This window comes from Sphingomonas sp. CFBP 13603 (assembly GCF_014892665.1).
Classification (GTDB): domain Bacteria; phylum Pseudomonadota; class Alphaproteobacteria; order Sphingomonadales; family Sphingomonadaceae; genus Sphingomonas.
Genome location: NZ_JADBIA010000002.1, coordinates 551,040 through 570,186, shown reverse-complemented (window position 1 = coordinate 570,186; position 19,147 = coordinate 551,040). Strand labels below are relative to the sequence as shown.

20 protein-coding genes and 1 pseudogene are annotated in these 19,147 nt (G+C 61.4%); 7 read left to right on the top strand and 14 right to left on the bottom strand.

Features of this window, described 5'->3' with window-relative positions:
• Positions 1–77: 77 nt before the first annotated feature.
• Positions 78–482: pseudogene (locus tag IFR23_RS05470) on the top strand (cation transporter); the annotation flags it as partial.
• Here the strand turns inward: IFR23_RS05470 and IFR23_RS05465 are convergent.
• Both IFR23_RS05465 and IFR23_RS05460 read right to left on the bottom strand, forming a co-directional pair.
• The gene (locus IFR23_RS05465) at positions 410–2,368 is read right to left on the bottom strand and encodes a TonB-dependent receptor plug domain-containing protein (RefSeq protein WP_342344875.1); all 1,959 of its coding nucleotides are present in this window, start codon (positions 2,366–2,368) and stop codon (positions 410–412) included. The pseudogene IFR23_RS05470 and the gene IFR23_RS05465 overlap by 73 nt on opposite strands.
• A gap of 206 nt (positions 2,369–2,574) precedes the next feature.
• A complete protein-coding gene (locus tag IFR23_RS05460) occupies positions 2,575–3,474 on the bottom strand; it encodes an AraC family transcriptional regulator (protein ID WP_192974991.1) in 900 nt (299 codons plus the stop codon).
• A gap of 166 nt (positions 3,475–3,640) precedes the next feature.
• Between IFR23_RS05460 and IFR23_RS05455 the strand changes: the two genes are divergently transcribed.
• The 3 genes from IFR23_RS05455 to IFR23_RS05445 are packed head-to-tail and all read left to right on the top strand — an operon-like array spanning position 3,641 to position 5,503.
• Positions 3,641–4,399, top strand: coding sequence for an SDR family NAD(P)-dependent oxidoreductase (locus tag IFR23_RS05455; protein WP_192974990.1), 759 nt, complete (start codon positions 3,641–3,643; stop codon positions 4,397–4,399).
• Positions 4,400–4,441: 42 nt separating this feature from the next.
• Positions 4,442–5,104, top strand: coding sequence for a glutathione S-transferase family protein (locus tag IFR23_RS05450; RefSeq protein ID WP_197978284.1), 663 nt, complete (start codon positions 4,442–4,444; stop codon positions 5,102–5,104).
• Between the two features lie 30 nt (positions 5,105–5,134).
• Complete coding sequence (locus IFR23_RS05445) at positions 5,135–5,503, top strand: MmcQ/YjbR family DNA-binding protein (RefSeq protein WP_213016636.1); 369 nt, start codon at positions 5,135–5,137, stop codon at positions 5,501–5,503.
• A 33-nt stretch (positions 5,504–5,536) separates the two neighbouring features.
• Here the strand turns inward: IFR23_RS05445 and IFR23_RS05440 are convergent, their stop codons facing one another.
• Positions 5,537–5,926 (bottom strand): limonene-1,2-epoxide hydrolase family protein, encoded by a 390-nt coding sequence (locus IFR23_RS05440; RefSeq protein ID WP_192974988.1) that lies wholly within the window; start codon positions 5,924–5,926, stop codon positions 5,537–5,539.
• 109 nt (positions 5,927–6,035) lie between these two features.
• The gene (locus IFR23_RS05435) at positions 6,036–6,422 is read right to left on the bottom strand and encodes a limonene-1,2-epoxide hydrolase family protein (RefSeq protein ID WP_192974987.1); all 387 of its coding nucleotides are present in this window, start codon (positions 6,420–6,422) and stop codon (positions 6,036–6,038) included.
• A 158-nt stretch (positions 6,423–6,580) separates the two neighbouring features.
• On the opposite strand from IFR23_RS05435, the gene IFR23_RS05430 reads away from it, so the two are divergent.
• On the top strand, positions 6,581–7,486 hold the full coding sequence (locus IFR23_RS05430; protein ID WP_192974986.1) for an AraC family transcriptional regulator: 906 nt from the start codon (positions 6,581–6,583) through the stop codon (positions 7,484–7,486).
• Between the two features lie 29 nt (positions 7,487–7,515).
• On the opposite strand, the gene IFR23_RS05425 is transcribed toward IFR23_RS05430, so the two are convergent.
• From IFR23_RS05425 to IFR23_RS05410, 4 genes are read right to left on the bottom strand one after another with little or no spacing between them, the layout of a single operon-like run.
• Positions 7,516–7,881: a hypothetical protein gene (locus IFR23_RS05425; protein ID WP_192974985.1), complete on the bottom strand. Its 366-nt coding sequence runs from the start codon at positions 7,879–7,881 to the stop codon at positions 7,516–7,518.
• A gap of 25 nt (positions 7,882–7,906) precedes the next feature.
• Positions 7,907–9,061 (bottom strand): acyltransferase family protein, encoded by a 1,155-nt coding sequence (locus IFR23_RS05420; protein WP_192974984.1) that lies wholly within the window; start codon positions 9,059–9,061, stop codon positions 7,907–7,909.
• Entirely contained in the window at positions 9,058–9,645 is a 588-nt protein-coding gene (locus tag IFR23_RS05415; protein ID WP_192974983.1) for a sugar O-acetyltransferase, read from the bottom strand. The genes IFR23_RS05420 and IFR23_RS05415 overlap by 4 nt, the downstream gene beginning before the upstream one ends.
• Before the next feature lie 5 nt (positions 9,646–9,650).
• Positions 9,651–10,328, bottom strand: a complete 678-nt coding sequence (locus tag IFR23_RS05410) for a DUF1349 domain-containing protein (RefSeq protein WP_192975038.1) — start codon at positions 10,326–10,328, stop codon at positions 9,651–9,653.
• A gap of 95 nt (positions 10,329–10,423) precedes the next feature.
• On the opposite strand from IFR23_RS05410, the gene IFR23_RS05405 reads away from it, so the two are divergent.
• A complete protein-coding gene (locus IFR23_RS05405; RefSeq protein ID WP_192974982.1) occupies positions 10,424–10,978 on the top strand; it encodes a TetR family transcriptional regulator in 555 nt (184 codons plus the stop codon).
• Between the two features lie 1,219 nt (positions 10,979–12,197).
• Here the strand turns inward: IFR23_RS05405 and IFR23_RS05400 are convergent.
• The gene (locus IFR23_RS05400) at positions 12,198–12,554 is read right to left on the bottom strand and encodes a winged helix-turn-helix transcriptional regulator (RefSeq protein ID WP_107964124.1); all 357 of its coding nucleotides are present in this window, start codon (positions 12,552–12,554) and stop codon (positions 12,198–12,200) included.
• Between the two features lie 70 nt (positions 12,555–12,624).
• Here IFR23_RS05400 and IFR23_RS05395 point away from each other — a divergent pair, with 70 nt between their 5' ends.
• Positions 12,625–13,299, top strand: a complete 675-nt coding sequence (locus IFR23_RS05395) for an NADPH-dependent F420 reductase (RefSeq protein WP_342344877.1) — start codon at positions 12,625–12,627, stop codon at positions 13,297–13,299.
• Positions 13,300–13,388: 89 nt separating this feature from the next.
• Here IFR23_RS05395 and IFR23_RS05390 read toward each other — a convergent pair whose 3' ends face one another.
• From IFR23_RS05390 to IFR23_RS05370, 5 genes are all read right to left on the bottom strand, one after another.
• The gene (locus IFR23_RS05390; protein ID WP_197978282.1) at positions 13,389–14,096 is read right to left on the bottom strand and encodes an MOSC domain-containing protein; all 708 of its coding nucleotides are present in this window, start codon (positions 14,094–14,096) and stop codon (positions 13,389–13,391) included.
• A 16-nt stretch (positions 14,097–14,112) separates the two neighbouring features.
• Positions 14,113–15,267: an N-acetyltransferase gene (locus IFR23_RS05385; RefSeq protein ID WP_244655456.1), complete on the bottom strand. Its 1,155-nt coding sequence runs from the start codon at positions 15,265–15,267 to the stop codon at positions 14,113–14,115.
• 217 nt (positions 15,268–15,484) lie between these two features.
• Positions 15,485–16,399 (bottom strand): proline iminopeptidase-family hydrolase, encoded by a 915-nt coding sequence (locus IFR23_RS05380; RefSeq protein WP_192974979.1) that lies wholly within the window; start codon positions 16,397–16,399, stop codon positions 15,485–15,487.
• A gap of 142 nt (positions 16,400–16,541) precedes the next feature.
• Positions 16,542–17,171, bottom strand: coding sequence for a LysE family translocator (locus IFR23_RS05375; protein WP_192974978.1), 630 nt, complete (start codon positions 17,169–17,171; stop codon positions 16,542–16,544).
• Positions 17,172–17,330: 159 nt separating this feature from the next.
• Entirely contained in the window at positions 17,331–19,010 is a 1,680-nt protein-coding gene (locus IFR23_RS05370) for a GMC family oxidoreductase (RefSeq protein ID WP_192974977.1), read from the bottom strand.
• Between the last annotated feature and the right edge of the window lie 137 nt (positions 19,011–19,147).

The window sequence follows — 19,147 nt, the reverse complement described above, 5'->3', positions numbered from 1 at the left end:
CCGTCTTCTTCTCTGCCGTCGCGCTCGCGGCCACTGTCATCTTCTGGCTATGACCAATGAGTCCTGACCCTAGCGCATGGGTGATCGGCAGCACCGTCTGGATGGCGACGAGAGGCACGCTCCCGGCCGCGGAAACGATGGGCGTCGTAGGCGGGCTGGCGCTGGCCGCAAACCTCATATGTGCGGTCATCCTTTGGCGTCATCGACATGGCGAAGCCAATCGCCGGTCCGTCTGGATATGTTCGCGCAACGACGCGATCGGCAACATCGCCGTCGTTGCCGCCGCTTTCGGCGTATTCGGGACGGGCACCGGCTGGCCGGATATCGCGGTTGCCATGATCCTCGCGGGACTTGGGCTGTCGGGGGGCTGGCAGATCATACGCCAAGCCCGCGCGGAATTGCACGAGGATCAATCAGCACCAGCGCCGAACCGGAAGCGCACGCCCCCGTTTATCGTGCGGCCTTCCAGCGAGGCCCATTGATCCACAGTCCACGCGCCATCCGGTGCGCGGGATGGCAGCAGCAGCGGGTTATAGCGGGTCTGGCGGACGTTCAGCAGATTCTCCGCGTTGACGAACAGGCTGACCGATCCCAGCATAAGCTCTCCCATCGCGCCCAGCTCGACATAAGGCCGGCTCCGCGATCGGTAGGGGTTGTCCTCCAAACCCTGCCGGCCTGTGTAATAGGCTTCCAGACCGAGCCGACCCCGGCCGCGCTTTTCCCAAACAGCCGTCAGGCCAGCGGTATCGCGCGGGGTCAGTGGCACGGCGCGGCGTCCAAAGACATCCAGGTTCGGCTCCGTCGCATCAGTGTGGACGTAGCTGCCCGTGAAAGTGATCGCCTTCAAATGATAGCGCAGCAGCAGTTCGGCTCCCCGCGTGCGGGTTACACCATCGGCGTTGCCGAGGGCGACGCGATCGGCGGCAATGTCGAGAAGTTGCACGGCATGGTCGATGTTCGAGCCGAACAGCGTCAGGCTCGCCTCAACGGGGCCTCGCGCATAGCCGAAGTCGATCGACGCGCTGTCCGCCGTCTCGGCACGAAGCCCACGCAGCGGATCAAGCCGTGACAGCCCGGCCGCTTCGATTTCCTCGACGAACGGCGTGGGCGCGTAGAAGCCCCGACCAAGCGACGCCCGCACCGTCCACGGTCCCGGCTTAAACAGCATCGACACCCGCGGGCTTAGCCGGGAGCCATATTCGCTATGATCGTCCCAGCGCGCGCTTCCCGCCAGCGTCAGGTCCGGCAACACCTTCTGTTCCAGTTGCGCGAACAGCGCCGGCACCCGGTAGGTGTAGTCAAACGCGGGAAAGGTGCGAGAGCGGTAGGTGTCCACCTGATAGGCTGCACCGGCAAGCCATGTGGTCGCACCCGTATCGCCGCCCAGCGATGTTTCGGTCAACAGCGTACGGTGACGATCATTCTCCACGACGTTGCCGAAACGGTGAAGATGCGATTGGGTGACGCCCGATGCCCGAAGGTACAACGTCCCCAGCCCCTCGATCGGAGTTTGGGCGTTCAGCCCGGCATCGAGACGGCGGCTTCGCTGATCCTGAGGAAAGGCCGTACCATCGGGCACCACCCGCCCCGGCAGTGTCCCGCCGTCGCGCTGCTCGGTCATTGCGCCGACCGTCAGGAACGCCTTTGCCCCGTTCGCACCATTCCAGAATAGCCGAGGGCGAACGGTCCAGCGATGATAACCCGGTATGCTCGCCCAGCCGTCCCCATCTACGTCCTGCCGGTCCTGCCGGCTGAAACCACCCGTGAGCGAGTAGCTTAGATCGTCGGTGAGCGGCGCTGAATTGTAGGCGGTCACGTCCTGTCCCCCCCGGCTTGTGGCGTTCAACAGGAGTTCGTCCTGTTGTTCAGTTGCGGGCCGACGCGACACGAGGTTGATCACGCCGCCCAGCGCCGAGGGGCCATAGAGTGCTGATGCCGCACCCTTGATGATTTCGACCTGTCCAAGATCGGTAGGTGTAATTTGCAGCAGGCCGATCGAAGGCGTCTGTCCGCCATAGAGTGGCAGGCCGTCAGCAAGGATTTGCGTGTAGCGACCCTTGAGCCCCTGCACGCGGACGTTGGATGCGCCGGTAGCCGGTGACGTTACCTGTACCCGTACACCCGGCGTCTCGTTTACCAGCATGGCGACGTTGCCGGGCGACATGAGGATTTTTTCCTCAATTTCCTCCCGGTCTAGCACCTCGACACGAATTGGTTCGTCCTGCACGCGGCGACCCGTCCGCGTCGCCTGCACGATGATATCCTCGCCTTCCTCTGGTTCCTCGCTGGCAGGGCGATCTTGTGCGAAGGCGGGCGTAGGCGCGAACAAGGATGCCGCGATCGTCAAGGCTGTTGAGGCGACCAGCACGCGAGCATGTATCTTCATCGCAACTGCTATTCCCGAACTGCGCACCGCCTATGGATGCGTTCGAGCCGTTCCATAGAGTCTGTAGTAGCTACAGGGTCAAGCGTGTTTGCTCATTCCCGAAAAGGATCCTTTTGGGAACGCTCCGGGCGTCTCGGCCACCCTTCGATGCTGGAATACGGATGAACAGGCAAGGCTGACGCTGCGCCTCAGGCCAAGGCTGCGCTGCCAATCGCCTGCCGGATCTGGCGAACGTCGCGTGCCGGGGGAGCACCGAACTGGCGGAGATACTCCCTGCTGAATTGCGAGGCGCTTTCGTAGCCGACTACAAAGGCCACATCGGAGGGACTATGATCACCGGCGAGCAGCAATTGCCGTGCCTCCTGCAAACGCAGCTGCTTCTGGTATTGGATCGGGCTGAGGCCGGTCAGCGCCACGAAATGACGGTGCAGGCTGGCACGGCTCATGCCGCTGGCGTCGCATAACGCCTCGATCCGCAGCCGGGTGGCGTGATGAGCGCGTATCCACGCGACCGCGCGCCGGATACGGCCTAGCGCGCCATCTGGCTGAGCGATCTTGCGGAGGAGCCGGCCCTGCGAACCCTGTAGCAGACGATACAGCAGTTCGCGTTCGACGATTGGCGCGAGGCCCGGAATATCATTCGGCGCGTCGAGCAGCGATAACAACCGGAGCAGCGTGTCGCGCAATAGCGTCGTCATCGGATTGATTGCGATGCCGGTACCCTGTGCCTCTGTGTCGCGCACCGGGGGCATTGTCGATGCGACCTCTGCAACGAGCGCCGGATCGAGGGTCAGCGAAACCGCGACATAGGGCTGGCCGTCATCGGCATCGCGGATTTGTCCACTGAGCGGAAGGTCCAGGGCGCTAATGAGATACTGGGCCGGATCGTAGCTCAGCAGCTCGTGGGACAGTGCCACATCCTTCGACCCTTGCAGAATGAAGCAGACCATTGACCGGTACAAGCACGGCGACGTGGCCGCAGTTGCCTGCCCGAAGTTGATCTCCAGTCGCGGAATCTGCGTGAGGGTCGATCTCAGCGACGCATGGCGCAGGACGATTTCGAGATGCGGGCGAAGGTCATCGGGCATTGTTCGACTATGGCATGACCCCTCTCATAGGCAAGACGATTGAGACAATCGGGCAAGACTTTGAGCCGATCGGGCGGGGCCTACCGGGATCGACAGGCTTATTTCAGGATCATCAGCGGGGCCGCATTGGCCCGTTTCAACATCTCCAATTCAGGTATATCTTAGCATGTCCAAGCCAATCGCACTTATCACCGGTGCCAGCCGCGGCCTTGGGCGCAACATGGCGCTGCACCTCGCAAAGCGCGGCGTCGATATTATTGGCACCTATCGCCATGGCGCTGCGGAAGCCGATGCGCTGCGCGTGGAAATCGAGGCTATGGGCGGCAAGGCCACGATGATGGCCCTCGACGTCACCGATACCGCGAGCTTCGCGGTTTTCGCGGCGACGGTGGCCGACACGCTAAACGCAGATTTTCAGCGCGAGCGGTTCGACTTCCTGATCAACAACGCGGGCAACGGCCTGTTCGCCAGTTTCGACGAAGCGACCGAGGAGCAGTTCGCGTCCCTAGTGGCCACGCATCTGCGCGGCCCGGTATTCCTGACCCAGAAGCTTCTCCCACTGATTGCGGATGGCGGACGTATCCTCAACGTCTCGTCCGGTTTCGTCCGCTTCACGCTGCCGGGCTACAGCCTCTACGCGGCAATGAAGGCAGCGGTGGAGGTGCTGACCCGCTACATGGCCGTCGAGCTTGGCACACGGCGCATCCGCGTCAACGCAATCGCGCCAGGCGCCATCGCGACCGACTTTGGTGGCGGTGCGGTGCGCGATGATGATGGAGTGAACGCTTGGGTGGCACAGGGCATCGCGCTCGGCCGCGTCGGGCAGCCCGATGATGTCGGGGGCGCCGTTGCCGCAATCCTTTCGGAGGACCTCGCTTGGGCCAACGGCACTACGTTCGACATTTCCGGCGGACAGCTCCTGTAGCGTATCGCTCCGTCACCTCAAGAGGTCCTTATGTTCGACACTATGCTGACGCTCATCAGCCATCCGCTATGCCCGTTCGTCCAGCGCTCCGCGATCGTCCTGCTGGAAAAAGGCGTAGCGTTCGAGCGGATCGACATCGATCTGGCCGTCAAGCCCGACTGGTTCTTGACGATGTCCCCGACCGGCAAAGTGCCCGTGCTGAAAGTCGGGCAGCCGGACGGGGATGATGCAATCCTCTTCGAGAGCATGGTGATCTGCGAGTATCTCGAGGAGACGCAGCGCGGCGCGCCGATGTATCCGGTCGATGCCTTGTCCCGAGCCCGGCAGCGAGGCTGGGCCGAATTCGGCACCGCGACGCTCGCCGATGCCTGGCAATTCCTCAACTCTAGTGACCCGAGCATTGCCGATGGGAAGCGAGCAGCATTCTGCAGGCGTCTCGAACAGCTCGAAGCCGTGCTGGAAGGCGGGCCGTATTTCGGCGGTGCCAGCTTCGGCATGGTCGACGCGGTATTCGCACCGGTCTTCCGCTACTTCGATGTCCTCAACCCAATAGTCGTGCAGTCGATCTTCGAGGATCTTCCGCGCGTGGCCTCATGGCGGACGGCACTGGCCCTGCGGCCAAGCGTCATCAATGCGGTGGCCGGAGATTATGCCGATCGCTTTCGGCGGCACCTCCGACAGCATGGCGCGTTGCTCGCCGGTTAATCGTCATCCAGATTGGAAAGGGACCTATCGATGAGCAAGTCGATCACGGGTGAAGAGATGCAGAAGATCGTCGCCGATGTGGCCGGCAAACTCCCCGGAGCGGCCTGCACCCAGCCCTTCGGTCCCGAGTATGACGTGTTCAAGGTGCGAGGAAAGGTCTTCGCAATGACGACGGAGGTTCCAGGCGAAAAGATTGTCACGCTGAAATGCGATCCCGACCGCGCCATCATCCTGCGCGAAGTCCATGAGACGGTGACCGCTGGGTATCACATGAACAAGCGGCACTGGATATCCATCGCCGCTGGTGGCGGTATCACTCGGGCGCTCGTCACCGAACTGGTCCAGGACGCCTATACCCTCATCGTGGCGAGCCTTCCAAACACCCTAAGGCCAGGCTGATCCGCATTGGGGAAATGCTCCCCCATGCTTCTATTACGGTTTCTTGGCGATCTTCGCACCAGCGTTCGTATCCGCATAATCCCGCCATTCCACGATGTGCTGGCCCTCGACTTCGAAGATACCCATCAACCGGATCGCGGCGATCTCGCTCCCATCGGCGCGAACGAAGCGGTCTAGACGCTCGGTGAGGACCTTGTTCCCGTTGGCGGCTATCGCGAGCATATCGAAATGCACCGCGGCGATTTCTGGCGACCGGCCGGGCCGTTCGAGAAAGGCGATTGCCTCATCGATGCCAGTCGTTTTCGAGACGCCTTCGTTGATCCATATCGTCGTCGGGGTGAACCAGCGGCGGATGGCAACTTTCCCGTTATCCTCGGAAATGGCGGCGCTGAACGCCTTCACGGTTTCGATAGGGGTGGGCATGGTTTTCCTTCGATGATTGATCGGGCTGCCTGAAGGGCTTGAACTGACCGGTGTCGAAAGAACGACTAGAATCGATGTGAGAACGGCGCGTCTCGACCATCGCGCAGCATCAGGCGGACCCAAAATTCGCCACCGCGCCAGTGTCGAAATAGTCTCGCCACTCGATGATCCGATCACCGTCCAGTTCGAAGATCCCCATGATCATCGACTGACCGATCTCGGTGCCGTCGTCGCGTTCGAACCGATCGAGCCGCTCGGTAAGCACGCGCGATCCGTCCGCTGCGATCGCAAGCATATCGATATGGACCGTGGCGATCCCGATTGATGATTCCAGTCCGTCGATCATGGCTATGGCTTCGTCGATACCGGTCGTGACCGAGAGGCCTTCGTTGACCCAGCGCGTCCGGGCTGTGAACCAGCGACGAACGGCGGGTCTGCCACCATCCTTGGCAAACTCTGCGCAAAATGCCGAAACGGTTTTGATCGCGGTAGGCATGGCTTCTCCTTTCAGCGGTAGACGACGCCCGGCAGGCATCTCGCTTCGAAGCAGGTTTTAAGCTGAGGGCACTACACCAGCGATACCCGTTCATTTGATAAAGTTGCCTAATATTCCTGGCTGATTGATAATGCCGGGCAAGTCAGTTATAATTCTTGATGGACGAACTTGATGCGATCCGCGCACTTGTGACGCGCTATGCTGGCCGGCAGCATCAGCGACTGCCCCGATTGTTTGCCTACACGCTGAACCACACGACGGAGGTCGATCCACTCATTTATGATCCTGCCGTGTCGCTGGTGATTCAGGGTACGCAACGTATGTTCATCGGGGACCAAGTTTTTGAGTTTGGACCCGGGCAGAGCCTGATAGTGGCGGCCGAGCTCGCGGCCCTCGGTCAGATTTGCGAGGCCTCCCACGAAAAGCCGTTCCTCGCCTTGGGGCTGTTTCTCGACACGGCCTTGCTCTCCGACATCTTAATCGAGGTTGCGGGAATACCTGATCTGCCGATCGGTTCTGGCTATGGAGTCAGCACGGCTGGCACGACCCTCGTGAGCGCGTGGCGTCGATTGTTCGAACTGCAAGATCATCCGGCCGAGATCCCGGTGATGGCGCCGCTGCTCGAGCGTGAACTGATGTTCCGAATGCTGATGGGGCCGCACGGGAGCCTGCTTCGTCAGCTTGCCGGTGCGGGCTCGCGCCTGTCGCACATCAGGCGCGCGATGGCCTTGATCCGTGACAATTACACCGAGCATCTCGATTTCAAGGCGATTGCCGGAATGGTCGGTATGAGCGTGTCCGTGTTCTACAGCCGCTTCAAGGCCGTCGCGGCGGTCAGTCCGTTGCAGTACCAGAAGTATATCCGCCTTCACGAAGCGCGTCGCCGAATGATCGCGAACCACGTTAATGCGGCCGAGGTGGCATTCGCCGTCGGCTATGAGAGCGCGTCGCAATTTAGCCGCGAGTACAAGCGCCTGTTTGGGGCACCGCCTGGCCGTGACACCCGAAGTGCCCGAGAAAGTGTTCGAGGACGAAACCCGTTGATGCCACTTCAGCCGCGGTAAGAGACCCCTACACCCCAGGCCGCAGCGCATCAGCCGTTCTCATAATACCATCGCGTTTCGAGAATGTTCGCGAGCCTTAGACGGGCCATGGTAAGCAATCTCCCCAAGCCGGTTCCATGCAGGGCGTTATCTACCATGCCCCAGCAAAGGCTCGCTGTCGTACCGTGGGCATCAAGTGCATACCCGCCACACGCGACGATGAAATCGCTTCGTACGATGACGTCGTACGACCAGGTACCCGGGCAATCGTCGAGGAATTGTTCGAACTCACTGCCTTCGGACTGCGCGAAGTAGGCGGGGACGTTGCCGTTGAACAGCTTCAGGCAGGAAGCTTTGTCGGCGACTGAGTAAGGCCGGTAGACGAGGTCACGCGTGAGTTCCGGCGCGACGGGCATGTCATGCAGGCGTTCTGGTATCTGCCTAATCGTCACAGGTAAGCGTACGCCGTTCGACGGCATCGCCCATTCTCGTGCGACGATGCAGAGCCGACCGCAACGGTACGTCCCAGTATCGGTACGCAGCAAGGGCAAACGCGATGGTGAAGGCGTATAGCGAGAACGCGACTACTGCCGTGGCGCCGGTCGATCCGCCACGTGTCGATACCCAGTTCATGTACAAGTACACGAAGGGGTAGTGTGTGATGTAGAGTGGATAGGATATCCGGCCCGCCGCCTTGTACACTCGCAGCGCCATCTCGCTGCCGTCGGAATGCCGACCCGCCACAATCATCGCCGGAAATAAAATTAGCACACACACTGCCTGATACAGCCCGTTCAACTTCAATATGCCGTAGGCAGGCAGCACGGGGGCAGCGAACGCCAAGACGAGCAGAATGCTGTGAGGCACAAGCCCCAGACGCCAACGGGGCAGGCGATCGTGCAGCCGAAAGATCAGCAGCCCGGTTATGAACGGGTACGCTAATCGGACAGGCGCGCCCCAGAAGTTGGATAGACCCCAACCGGTGTCGTACGATCCCAACGACAATGCTGTCGCAGCCGAGATTACGCCGGCGACGATAGCGGCGCCGGCCAGGGCGCGGGTGCCAAGATGCCGCAACACCAATGCGTAAGCCAGGTTACCGAAATATTCCTGCAGAAGCGTCCACGCTGGAGCGTTGAGCGGATGGCTGTCACCAAGCCGGTTGGGTAGCGGCGCGGATGGCAGTGCAAAGATCGCAGCGACGAACGCCAGAGCGATCATCAAGCCTGACGCGTACTGCTTGTTCCCTGCGAATGGATCCGCAAGATAGCTGATCAGCCCGAGTAGCGCTCCCAGCACCACCAGCGGATGTAACCGGACAAGACGTCTCACAAGGAACTGCCGGGTCGACATCGACGCCCATCGATCATCGTAGGCGTAGCCGACGACGAAGCCTGATAGCGCGAAGAAAAAATCAACCGCTAGATAGGCATGGGGCAGCAGTAGCCGGTTTGCGTCGAACAGTACCGTGATGCCCTGGATATGGAACGCGACCACGAGCAGCGCCGCGACGCCGCGCAGGCCATCGAGTACTTCGAAGTGCATCTTGCCACCGCGGGTACGATCCGGCGGGGTGGGTTTGGTTTTTGATGTCATCGTCGCGTTCCCGGGTTCGCTGGTCCGTCCGGCATTGATCGAGGAAGGGCCCTGGCGGGACTGCCGACTACCGTCTGCCCTGAGGCAACATTGCGTGTAATGACGCTGCCCGCGCCCACTACTGCATCATCCCCGATGGTCACGCCTGGCAGGATGAGCGCCCCTCCTCCGATCCAAACGTTTGCGCCGATGCGGATCGGCCGTCCGAACTCCAACCGTCGTGCGCGCAACACGGCGTCGCGCGGGTGATCGGCGGTGAGGATCTGGACGCCCGGCCCTATCTGCGTGCCCGCACCAATCTCGATGCGCGCGACATCGAGGAGGATGCAGCCGAAGTTGAGGAAGACATTCTCGGCTAGGTGAATGTTGTAGCCATAGTCGCAGTAGAATGGTGGCCGAACCGTAGCGCCACGGCCGACGGAGCCCAGCCCTTCGGTCAGCAACGCCAGCTGCCCTTCGGGCGTTGGGGGGGGCATACCGTTGTAACCCGCCATCCATGCTACGGCGCCCGCCGCATCGGCTATAAGTTCGGGATCGTCGGCAGTGTAGAGTTCACCCGCCAACATTTTCGCCTTTTCGCTCATCGTTATCAGCTCAGGTCGTGAAGGTCTTTTTCGAGCGGCGCCGTGATGAGCAGATCCGAAAAACGGACATGCAATCCGTCCCGCTCCGGCGTGCAGGCCATAGGTCCGACCTGATAGGAGGCAGCGATGGGGAAGGGGGCAAGTCGCATCAACGGCCAGTGAACGCCGTCTGCCGACACCTGTAGGCGCAGCACGCCCTTCGCGACCGTAACGCGCATCCAAAAGTCCCGCGGATCGCCGGCGTAAGGGCTGGTCGCCCAGTCAGATCGACCGTCGGTCAGGACGCTGCTCAACATTGCGCGGCCGTCGGATAGTTCGATCCCTGCCTTGACCCAACGACGCTCGTCCAAGCGGACCATGATACCGGCCTGATCATAAAGTTTCTCATATGCTCCCCGGATGCGCAGCTGCGCCGTGAAGGCTGCAGGTGTTGGGAAGGCAAGGAAGTGTCCTGAGTCCCGCGTGAAGCCATAATGGGTCTCACGCCAGAAATCGGTCGCGCGATCGGTGACCACCGATACCTCGCCGTTCGGGGCGGCGCTCCATTGGGCAGGAGCGTTAAGCCAGCGACCGTCGCGTCGGCCTAGCGCTAGCCCTATCGCTTCAGCGCCCGCAACTGCAGGCAGGGTCAAGGCGGCAGCGCCCCCCAGTACCAAACGGCGCGACACAGATGCTTCCAGCATGAACAACGCCCTCGAATACGCTACGGCATGATGCATGCCGGTGACTGACGACGACATGTGTACAGCCGTACATATACTTTGCAAAGGGGCGACGGGTGGCAAGCGGCGGAACCAGACGAAACGATCCCTCGCGTCGGCAACGCATCATTGATGCGACGTTGGAGGCGATCACCGAGTACGGCGTGACCGGGACCACGCATCGCCGCATCGCGGCCGCTGCCGGCGTGCCGTTGGGCTCGGTAACATATTATTTCGTAACCCTTGACCAGCTGTTGACGACTGCGTTCGAGCAACTGGCTAGACAATCATCGGGTACGTTTGCCGAACGGATGACGAGGGCGGTTGATCGCGACAGCGCGAAGGACGCCGTCATCGACGTGATTGCGGGATCCGTTTGGGCGACGCCGCGAACTCTGCTGCTCAGTTACGAACTTTACGCGTTCGCGGCACGCCGCCCCGAGATTGCTGCCATCATGCGGGAATGGATGCGGAACAGCCGTATTGCGCTCGAGCGATGGTTTGATCCTTTAACTGCGCGCGCCTTAGACGCGCTTGTCGAAGGCATAGGTATTCATAATTCGATTGATACGGAGCCGCTTGACTCGGACGCCATCCGCGCGATCGTGGATCGGATTGCCGACGCTAATTAAGCTACCAGAATGCCGCTCGGCACGAAAAATAGGTGCGTCCGATTGAGGCGCTGGACCACACTTCTCGGGAAAGGGGGCAGCGCCTAGCAACCTTGGTCGATTACCCAACATCGCCAAAGCCGCCGAATGTTGACTACCAGAACCAGGCCGTTCCGAAGCGCCAGCTTCCTGAGATTGAGTAACGCGCAGTTTTTCAGAGGTATACCCAAAGCGTGCCAGTACAAAACTCGATTGGTGCCAGGCATGACGTCACGAGCATAGGGAGGGTGTTTGTGTCTGACCGGGAGCTCTATTTCCGACAATAAACGGCATTAACCACCAAGTGGTCGTCACGATGGGAAACACTGCGTTATTAGAGGTATACCCTGACTGGGCAGGGGCTATGCGACACAAAACCTGTTCAAACAGGGTTGGTAACAGCGAAACTAGACTCTCTTCTTCAAGGTCTAGAACCTGAATGACCGGTCAAGCCAAGGCGGAGCCTGCCTGTCCGGGCCAGCAAGACCGCCGCCTTGCTTGGCGCGACACTCGAAAACAATCTGCTGAAGCAGGCCCAGTCCGACTACGTGGTACGGTCGGAAAGCGATAAGACGCGGTTACGGCAAGCAGGAAGCTCGGAGAAAGGCGGTTGAGCGAAGCGGGGAGGGGCAGCTGAGGTTTCTCTCACATATTGACCTAGCACTCCTGCTCGGTTGCCTCGCTCTTAGAAAACGACCCCAGTAAAAATCCGAGTGAGCTCCCACTCACATCGCAGTGCGGCAGAAGGTCCCGTTCGGGTGTGCCAATCTACTGTAGCGGGCCCGGAGTGGCAAAGTTCCAACAGCCTTCTTAGCACAAGTGCTAGTACACATCCTCAGAAAAATAAAATTCAGTGTTGTTTTACAGAGATCTGTATGTCAGCTTCACGTACTCATAACCTGAAGGTCACAGGTTCAAATCCTGTCCCCGCAACCATACACCACGAAAGCCCCAGGCCTCCCGGCCCGGGGCTTTCGTGCGTTTGGGCTGCACGCCGTTGGGAATGTTCAGCGGCCGGTACAGCTCACCGTGTAGCTGAATAGGGAATGTTTACGCCGCGCTAGATCTGCGGCTGCCGATGCCCTTGGTAATTCCATAAGAGTGAGCTCGGTGTAAAAAAAGGAAGCCGCCACGACTCTGCTATCGATCCAGCGACAGACAGGCAGAAGGCGTCGGTAGGGAAGGTCACATGCGCTGGCATTCACAAGCGCAGAAACTCTTTTCTCGCGTCCGCCCAGGATAGCAATGCCACCAGCACGGGTTCGAGCGCTCGCCCCAGGTCGGTCAGCGTATATTCGACCTTGGGTGGAACCACGGGATAGACGGTTCGCACTATTATCTGTTCATCCTCGAGCGATCGCAATTGCTGGATCAGCATCTTTTGCGAAACGCCTGCAATTTCGCGCTTGAGTTCCGAGAGTCGCATCGGACGCGCCGAATAGTAGAGATGCGACAATATCATCATTTTCCAGCGACCTTCGATCGACCGGATCGCAGACTGCATCGTGACGCCGCAATGACCGCGTATCGTGGAATCGCAGGTGGGAACATCGAGCATAAGGAAATGCACCTTTTGGTATGTATGGCACTTTTCTGTAAGTTCTTGCCATTAATTCCACCGCTCCGATATCCCGGTCTCGAAAACTGAGGAACATCACATGAAGATCGGTATCATCGGCGCGGGCTATATCGCTCGTGCGGTTGCGGGCGTTGCTACACGCGCCGGCTATGACGTCATGATTTCGAACACCCGGGGGCCGAGGAGTTTGTTTACCGCCGTCAACATCATCGGCTGCAAGGGCGGGACAGTGGACGAGGCCGCGGCGTTCGGCGACGTCGTGCTGGTTGCGATACCCCTGTATGCCTATGATACGATCCCGGCCGAGCCCTTGACCGGAAAGATCGTGCTCGACGCGGGCAATTATTATCCCGACCGCGATGGCGCGATTGCTGCGCTCGACCGCCACGAGACCACGACCAGTGAAATCCTCGCGCAGCATCTTCCGGCATCGCAAGTGGTCAAGGTGTTCAATGCGATCCTGGCGGGCGACATCGAACGCGATGGAACGCCGACGGGCACGCCCGACCGCCGGGCCCTGCCAATCGCGGGAGACGACGCCGCTGCCAAGACGGTGGTGGTCGGCCTGCTGGATGCGATCGGCTTCGATGTCGTGGATGCGGGCGATTTGTCTGAAGGATGGCGGTTCGAAGCCGGCACACCGGTCTATTGCGTGCCCAGGACGGTCGAGACTCTGCGCGAGGGACTGCAGGCCACCGTCCGCGGCGCCGGGGTATCCGCATAGTGCCACCCCCGTGAACCTGGCCGTCGCGCCTCCATCCATCCCGCGTCCGTTGTCTCGACCGACATGGGCGCGGGAAACACCGACCCGTGCTAGCTCGACACGCCGGTCAAACGCGGTGCCCAGTCCTCGACCCGTCGGGTTTCCAGTCGGCGCTGAGCGCATTTGCGCCACCCCTCCGCAAGATGCGTCAGCGCGGCGGCCTCAGCGAGTTCGTCGGGATTGAACGGATCGATATAAAAGAGTCGATGCAGCCGCTCGATCGTCCACTCGGGCGTGGCACGGTCGAGCGGCACCAGTGCGTCGCCGGGTGCGATCTTGCCGGGCTGCAGCACTCGGTAATACCATCCCGTGCGACCGCTCGCCTGAACCCGCAGCGCCATGTCGGGAACGTCGAATCGTTGATTGAGCTTCCAGCACGGCAGCCGTCCTTGGCTCACCTCGACGATGGCGCCGCCAATGCCGAACACGTCGCCGATCGCTATATCGCGTTCGTTCAGCCCGGCGCTGGAGAAGTTCTCACCGAAGGCACCGGCGCGGGTCAGCATTTCGCGGGTGCCGATTTCTCGCGACCATGTCGCGTAGTGATCGATCGAATAATGATGAACGGCTTTTTCCGGACCGCCATGATTTTTCAGATCGCCCTGCCGATCCGTCACCAGTCCTTCGCTACCGAGAAGCGTCGGTCCGTCGACCGGTGTCTTGATTATGCCGCTGGGCACGTTGCGTGGCCCGAGCGGGACCAACGCTCCGGTGAGTAGCGTGTCGAGGCGCACCATCTTCTGGTTGATATGGTTCATGGATCGACCCGATCTTCTAAAGTAGTGACTTGCCATAGATCGTGTACGTCTTGTTGACGCGACCATTGAGCGTTTCGGCGATCGATCGCATTCCCTGATTGTCTTCGAGGATCCAGCCGATCTCCGCCCGCGTCGCCCCATATCTCTCGACTGCGGCACGGCGGATATATTCGATCATCATGAAGGCGAGCTGGCCAGCCATGCGCGACGATTGAAGGTCCTTGACGACGCCCATCAACGGCACGCGCATCGTCCGGACCTTCGGGTGGCGCAACCACAGCAACAGCTTCGCCCATCCGAACGGCAACAGCGACCCGTTCAGCGGTTTGATCGCCTCGTTGAGATCGGGAAGCGTGATCATGAAAGCGACCGGCTTGCCGTCCAGTTCGGCGATGCGGATCAGGTCGTCGAACACGATCGGTTTCAACTTTACGCCGACGTCGCGGATCTCGGGCTCGGTAAGCGGTACGAAGCCCCAATTCTCGGACCAGGCATCGTTCAGGATGGCCAGCAGTATCGCGGCTTCCTCGACGAAGTTCGATTTATCGACCTTGCGGATGTGGATGCGGGGGTTTGCCTCGCCTGACGCGATGATCCGCTGGACGATTTTCGGGAACGCGTGCGTGATGTCGAGGTCGTAGGTCAGAAGCTGCTTGGCTGCCCGATAGCCGGCCCGTTCGATCCAGCCCTGATACGCCGGCTTGGCATGACCCATCATTATCGTCGGGGAATGATCGAAGCCTTGGACAAGCAGGCCCGGCTCCTCCCAGACCGACATGCTGATCGGGCCGAGAGCCTGCGCCATCCCGCGGCTGCGCAACCAGTTCTCCGCGTGAGCGAGAAGGGCGACGAATATGTCTTCGCGTTCGGCATCCATCAGCCCCCATTGACCGATACCCGGCCCGAAGCCGCGCCCGGCCGGCATCGTCAGCGCCAGCGTATCGATGTGCGCCGAGATCCGCCCGACGACGCGATCGTCCTCATAGGCCAGGAACAGCTGCGCTTCGGCATGGCTGAACCATCCGTTCTTGGCCGGCGTGATGAGACCGAGCGCTTCGCTTTTGAGCGGAGGCACCCAGAACGGATCGTCGCGGTAGAGGCGAAACGGCAGATCAACGAAGAGCTTTCGATCGTTCTTCGACGTCACGGGCGCGATTTTCAACGTGGGCAAGAAATGTTCCGATATGTCATGGCGATGGAGCGGCAAGCGAGACGGCATCCGGCTGGCTCATCCGGCTTTCGGCTTTCGGCTTTCGTGCGTCATTGCGGGCAGCCAGCGCCGAACGCTGCAAGCGAGTGATTGCGTGAGGGGGCCGAACGTAAAGGGGGCGGGGCTCCGGAGGGGCGGCGGGTTGTCGGCCATGCTCGGGCCACCACGATGCCGGGCCTCACCGTGTGGCCTGCGACGACGCACGGTCCGCTGCGCGTAGAAATCGGGAGGTCGTTGCCAATACGAGTGCGGGTTGCTCGATATGCGCCATGTGAGACGCGCCGGGAAATACGGCGAGCGTGGCGTTGGCGATCAGGCGCACGATCTTCGTAGCCACCCATGGGGGCGCTTCGTCGAACTCCCCGCAGGTGACCAACGTCGGGACCACGATACGTTTGAGGTCGCTGCTTATATCCAGTGTCGCGAGTTTGCCGGTCAGCTGAAACTCGGATGGCCCGTTGAGGTAGGCGTAGACCGGATTGACCGCGAGCGCGGCGCCGACCTCCATGAAGAACGCCGGCCACGGATTCAGGCGCAGCAAATGACGCCGATAATATGCTTCGGTCAGTTCCTCGTACGCGGCGTCATAGGCTGGATTGGGCTCGGCGGGGGGCAGCTCCTGCCGCGCTATCGTCGTACGTGCCGACGGTCCGAACGCGTTCAGCCAGCGGTCTGCCCCCTGCGAAAAGTCGTTCATCGATGTGGCCGTTCCTGCCAGCACGAGTGAGGCGACACGGTCGGGATACGCCGTAGCGTAGAGCGCGCCGAGAAAGCCGCCCCAACTATGGCCGAGGAGGGAAACCTGCTCGAAGCCCAGGTGATCGCGCAACGCTTCGAGTTCGGAAACATAGGCGTCCGGGGTATAGCCCGCGAGACTGTCGGGTTTCGCCGAACGACCACAACCGGTCTGATCGTAGAGGATGACCTGCCGATCGACCGCCAGACCTGCATAGGGTCTCATATAGATTTCGCCGGCTGCCGGGCCGCCGTGCAAGACGATCAGCGGCGTGCCACCCGTCTTGCCATAGACACGGTAATAGACGGGGCCATTGGGTCCGGGCGCCATGCCTTCCCGCTCCGGTCCGGTTTCCATGTGCCAAGATTTGGCGTCCGGATATGATGAGGTCGTCACGCGCGCCGATGCTGGAATGGCAGCAGTGGCCAGAAACCCCGCGACGAATGTTCGGCGGTCAGTATCGTGCATATCGCGTCTCTATTGTTTTATGAGCCGAGGATCAGGCATTTGCTATTTGCGTGAGCTTGAACCCGAGGATCAGAAAGACGCCTCCGGTCATGCGATCGAGCGCCTTCGCTACCCGTGCGCTTTTGAGCCAAGGTCTGATGGCGGCGGTGATAGTTGCCAGAAGCGTGAACCAGACAAGAGCGATGCGAGCGGCACTGCATGCAAGCCAGAAGGCATAGTTGCTGCCGATTTCCGTCCGAGGAACGAATTGCGGGAGGAAGGATACGTAGAACAGGCCGACTTTCGGGTTCAGGATGTTCGTGCCGAAGCCCCGCATGATGGATGCTCCGTATCTTGGCGAAGGAGACGTCGCGACATGGCCGGGGACGATCGCCTCGCGCGGGTGAAGCAGGAGTTGCGCGCCGAGCCACGCCAGATACGCGGCACCGCCCCATTTCAGCGCCAGGAATGCCAGAGGCCAGGCCTGCAACAATGCCGACAAACCCAGCACCGCCGCGCTACCCCAGCACAGGCACCCTGCCGCCACGCCGACAGCCGTCAAGGCTCCGTGCCGACCGCCGTTGGCGAGCGCAGATCGAAGGACCATCGCGGTGTCGAGGCCCGGCGCCATGGTCAGCGCCGTCGCGGTGACGACGAACGCAATGATGTTTTCGGCGAACATTGAACGTCTCGATTCCAGTAGAATTTTCGGCGCTGGCACATCGGGCGCGCAGAATTGCCCAGGGACGGCGGCGCCGGCCTCGATCGCAGCGATGTGAGCCGATCTGTTGCGTAAGGGTGGGGCACCAGATCCTGCTCGATCGGTGCCCCCGCCCGCCGATCAGCGAGTGACTTCGAGTGCCTCGTCGCTCTCCCGACGCATTGCCCGTGAGGCAGCAGCAGAGCGCCGTCCCCCCGTCAGCAAGCCGGCGAGCCGTTCACCGATCACGACGCAGGGTGCCATGGTGTTGCCGGTTGTCACCCGCGGCATGATCGAGGCATCGGCTATCCGGAGGTTCTCGACGCCGTAGACGCGGAGTTCGGAGTCCACGACGGACATGCCATCCGTCCCCATTTTGGCGGTTCCGGATTGGTGCCACACGCTCGACGCCGTGTTGCGGACGAACGCGCGCAACGCCTCGCCGGTGAGATTGCCCGGCATGATCTCGCGCTTTGCAAAAGGACGTAGAGCCGGACCGTTGCCGATCTCGCGACATAGCTCGACGCTGCGGACGAGCGCCGTCAGATCGTCGGGGTGCGAGAGGACATTGGCATCGATCGCCACGGGATCGCTTGGGTCGGGACCGGTCAGCCGGACGCTGCCCCTGCTTTTCGGGCGAACCAGACCGGGCAGCAGCGCCCATGCAGCAGCAGGCGGCGTTCCGTATTGCTCGAGCGCATCGGGTGCCACGATCGGAACCTCGATCAGGAACGCCTGGATATCCGGCGTGTCGAGCCGATCGTCGCTTTTCCAGAAGAACGTCGCCTCACCCAGATTATTGCGCGGCACGATCGGAACGGGACTTTCCCAGACGCAGCCTGCCACCATCACATGGTCCTGGAAGTTGCTGCCGACGCCTGGAAGATGCTCGACGACCTCGATTCCGTGCCGCCGCAGCATGGCGGCATCGCCAATGCCGGACTGCATGAGGACCTTGGGCGTGTGGATCGCTCCAAGCGAAAGGATCGTCTCGCGGCGTGCGCGCAGCCGCAGATGCTCATTCCCCAGCGTGATCTCGACACCCGTAGCCTTGCCTCGCTCGACGATGACGCGGTTGACGGTCGCATGCGTCAGCACCGTGAGATTGGCCCGAGCCATGACCGGCGCGACGTAGCGCTGAAACACCGAGGATCGGCGACCGTCGCGAACCGCGAGGTTGCTGAGCGCAGTGCCACCCGCGTCTTCCATCATCGCGCCGTTATGATCGTCGAACGTCGGGATGCCGGCCGCAGCCGCACCCCTGAGCATGGCACTCGCAATCGGATGCGCGTTCTGAGCGGGTTCGACCGGGAACAGCCCGCCTCGGCCGCGTCGCTGCCGGTCGGGATTGCCACTCCAGTCCTCGATGCGGCGATAGATGTCGAGAACGGCCGGATAATTCCACGCCGGATCGTTCGCTTCGTCAGCGAAATAGTCCCAGTCGTTCGCGTGCCCCCGCGCCCAGATCATGGCGTTGACCGACGATCCGCCACCCAGGCCCTTGCCCATCGACAGCGGCATCGACCGCCCGGCCAGATGAGAACTCGGCTCCGCGACGAAGCCCCAATCGCGTTCGCTGCCGAGATTGGTCGGCCAGAGCGAAGGATCGGATACACTCGCTGCGTTATCGTCTCCGCCAGCCTCGATCAGCAGGACGGACATATCGAGGTCTTCCGCCAGACGGCGTGCGACGACCGATCCCGAGGATCCTGCGCCGCAGACGATGAAGTCGTATTCGCCGAGCAGGTTCGCGCGACGCTCGGCCTGGTTGGCGCTCGCCCGCACGGCAAACGCCGCGGTGCTTTCGCTGTTACGCTTCATGGTGCGGGCCGGAAACAGGCGGAGGGGAGACGGCGAGCGGTTCATCGGCTATGGGCACCCCAGTAAACGCTAGGCGATCCGATGGATTGGTCACGCGGGCAGCATGGCGTGCGGCGACCAATGCCTGCCACTGGGGC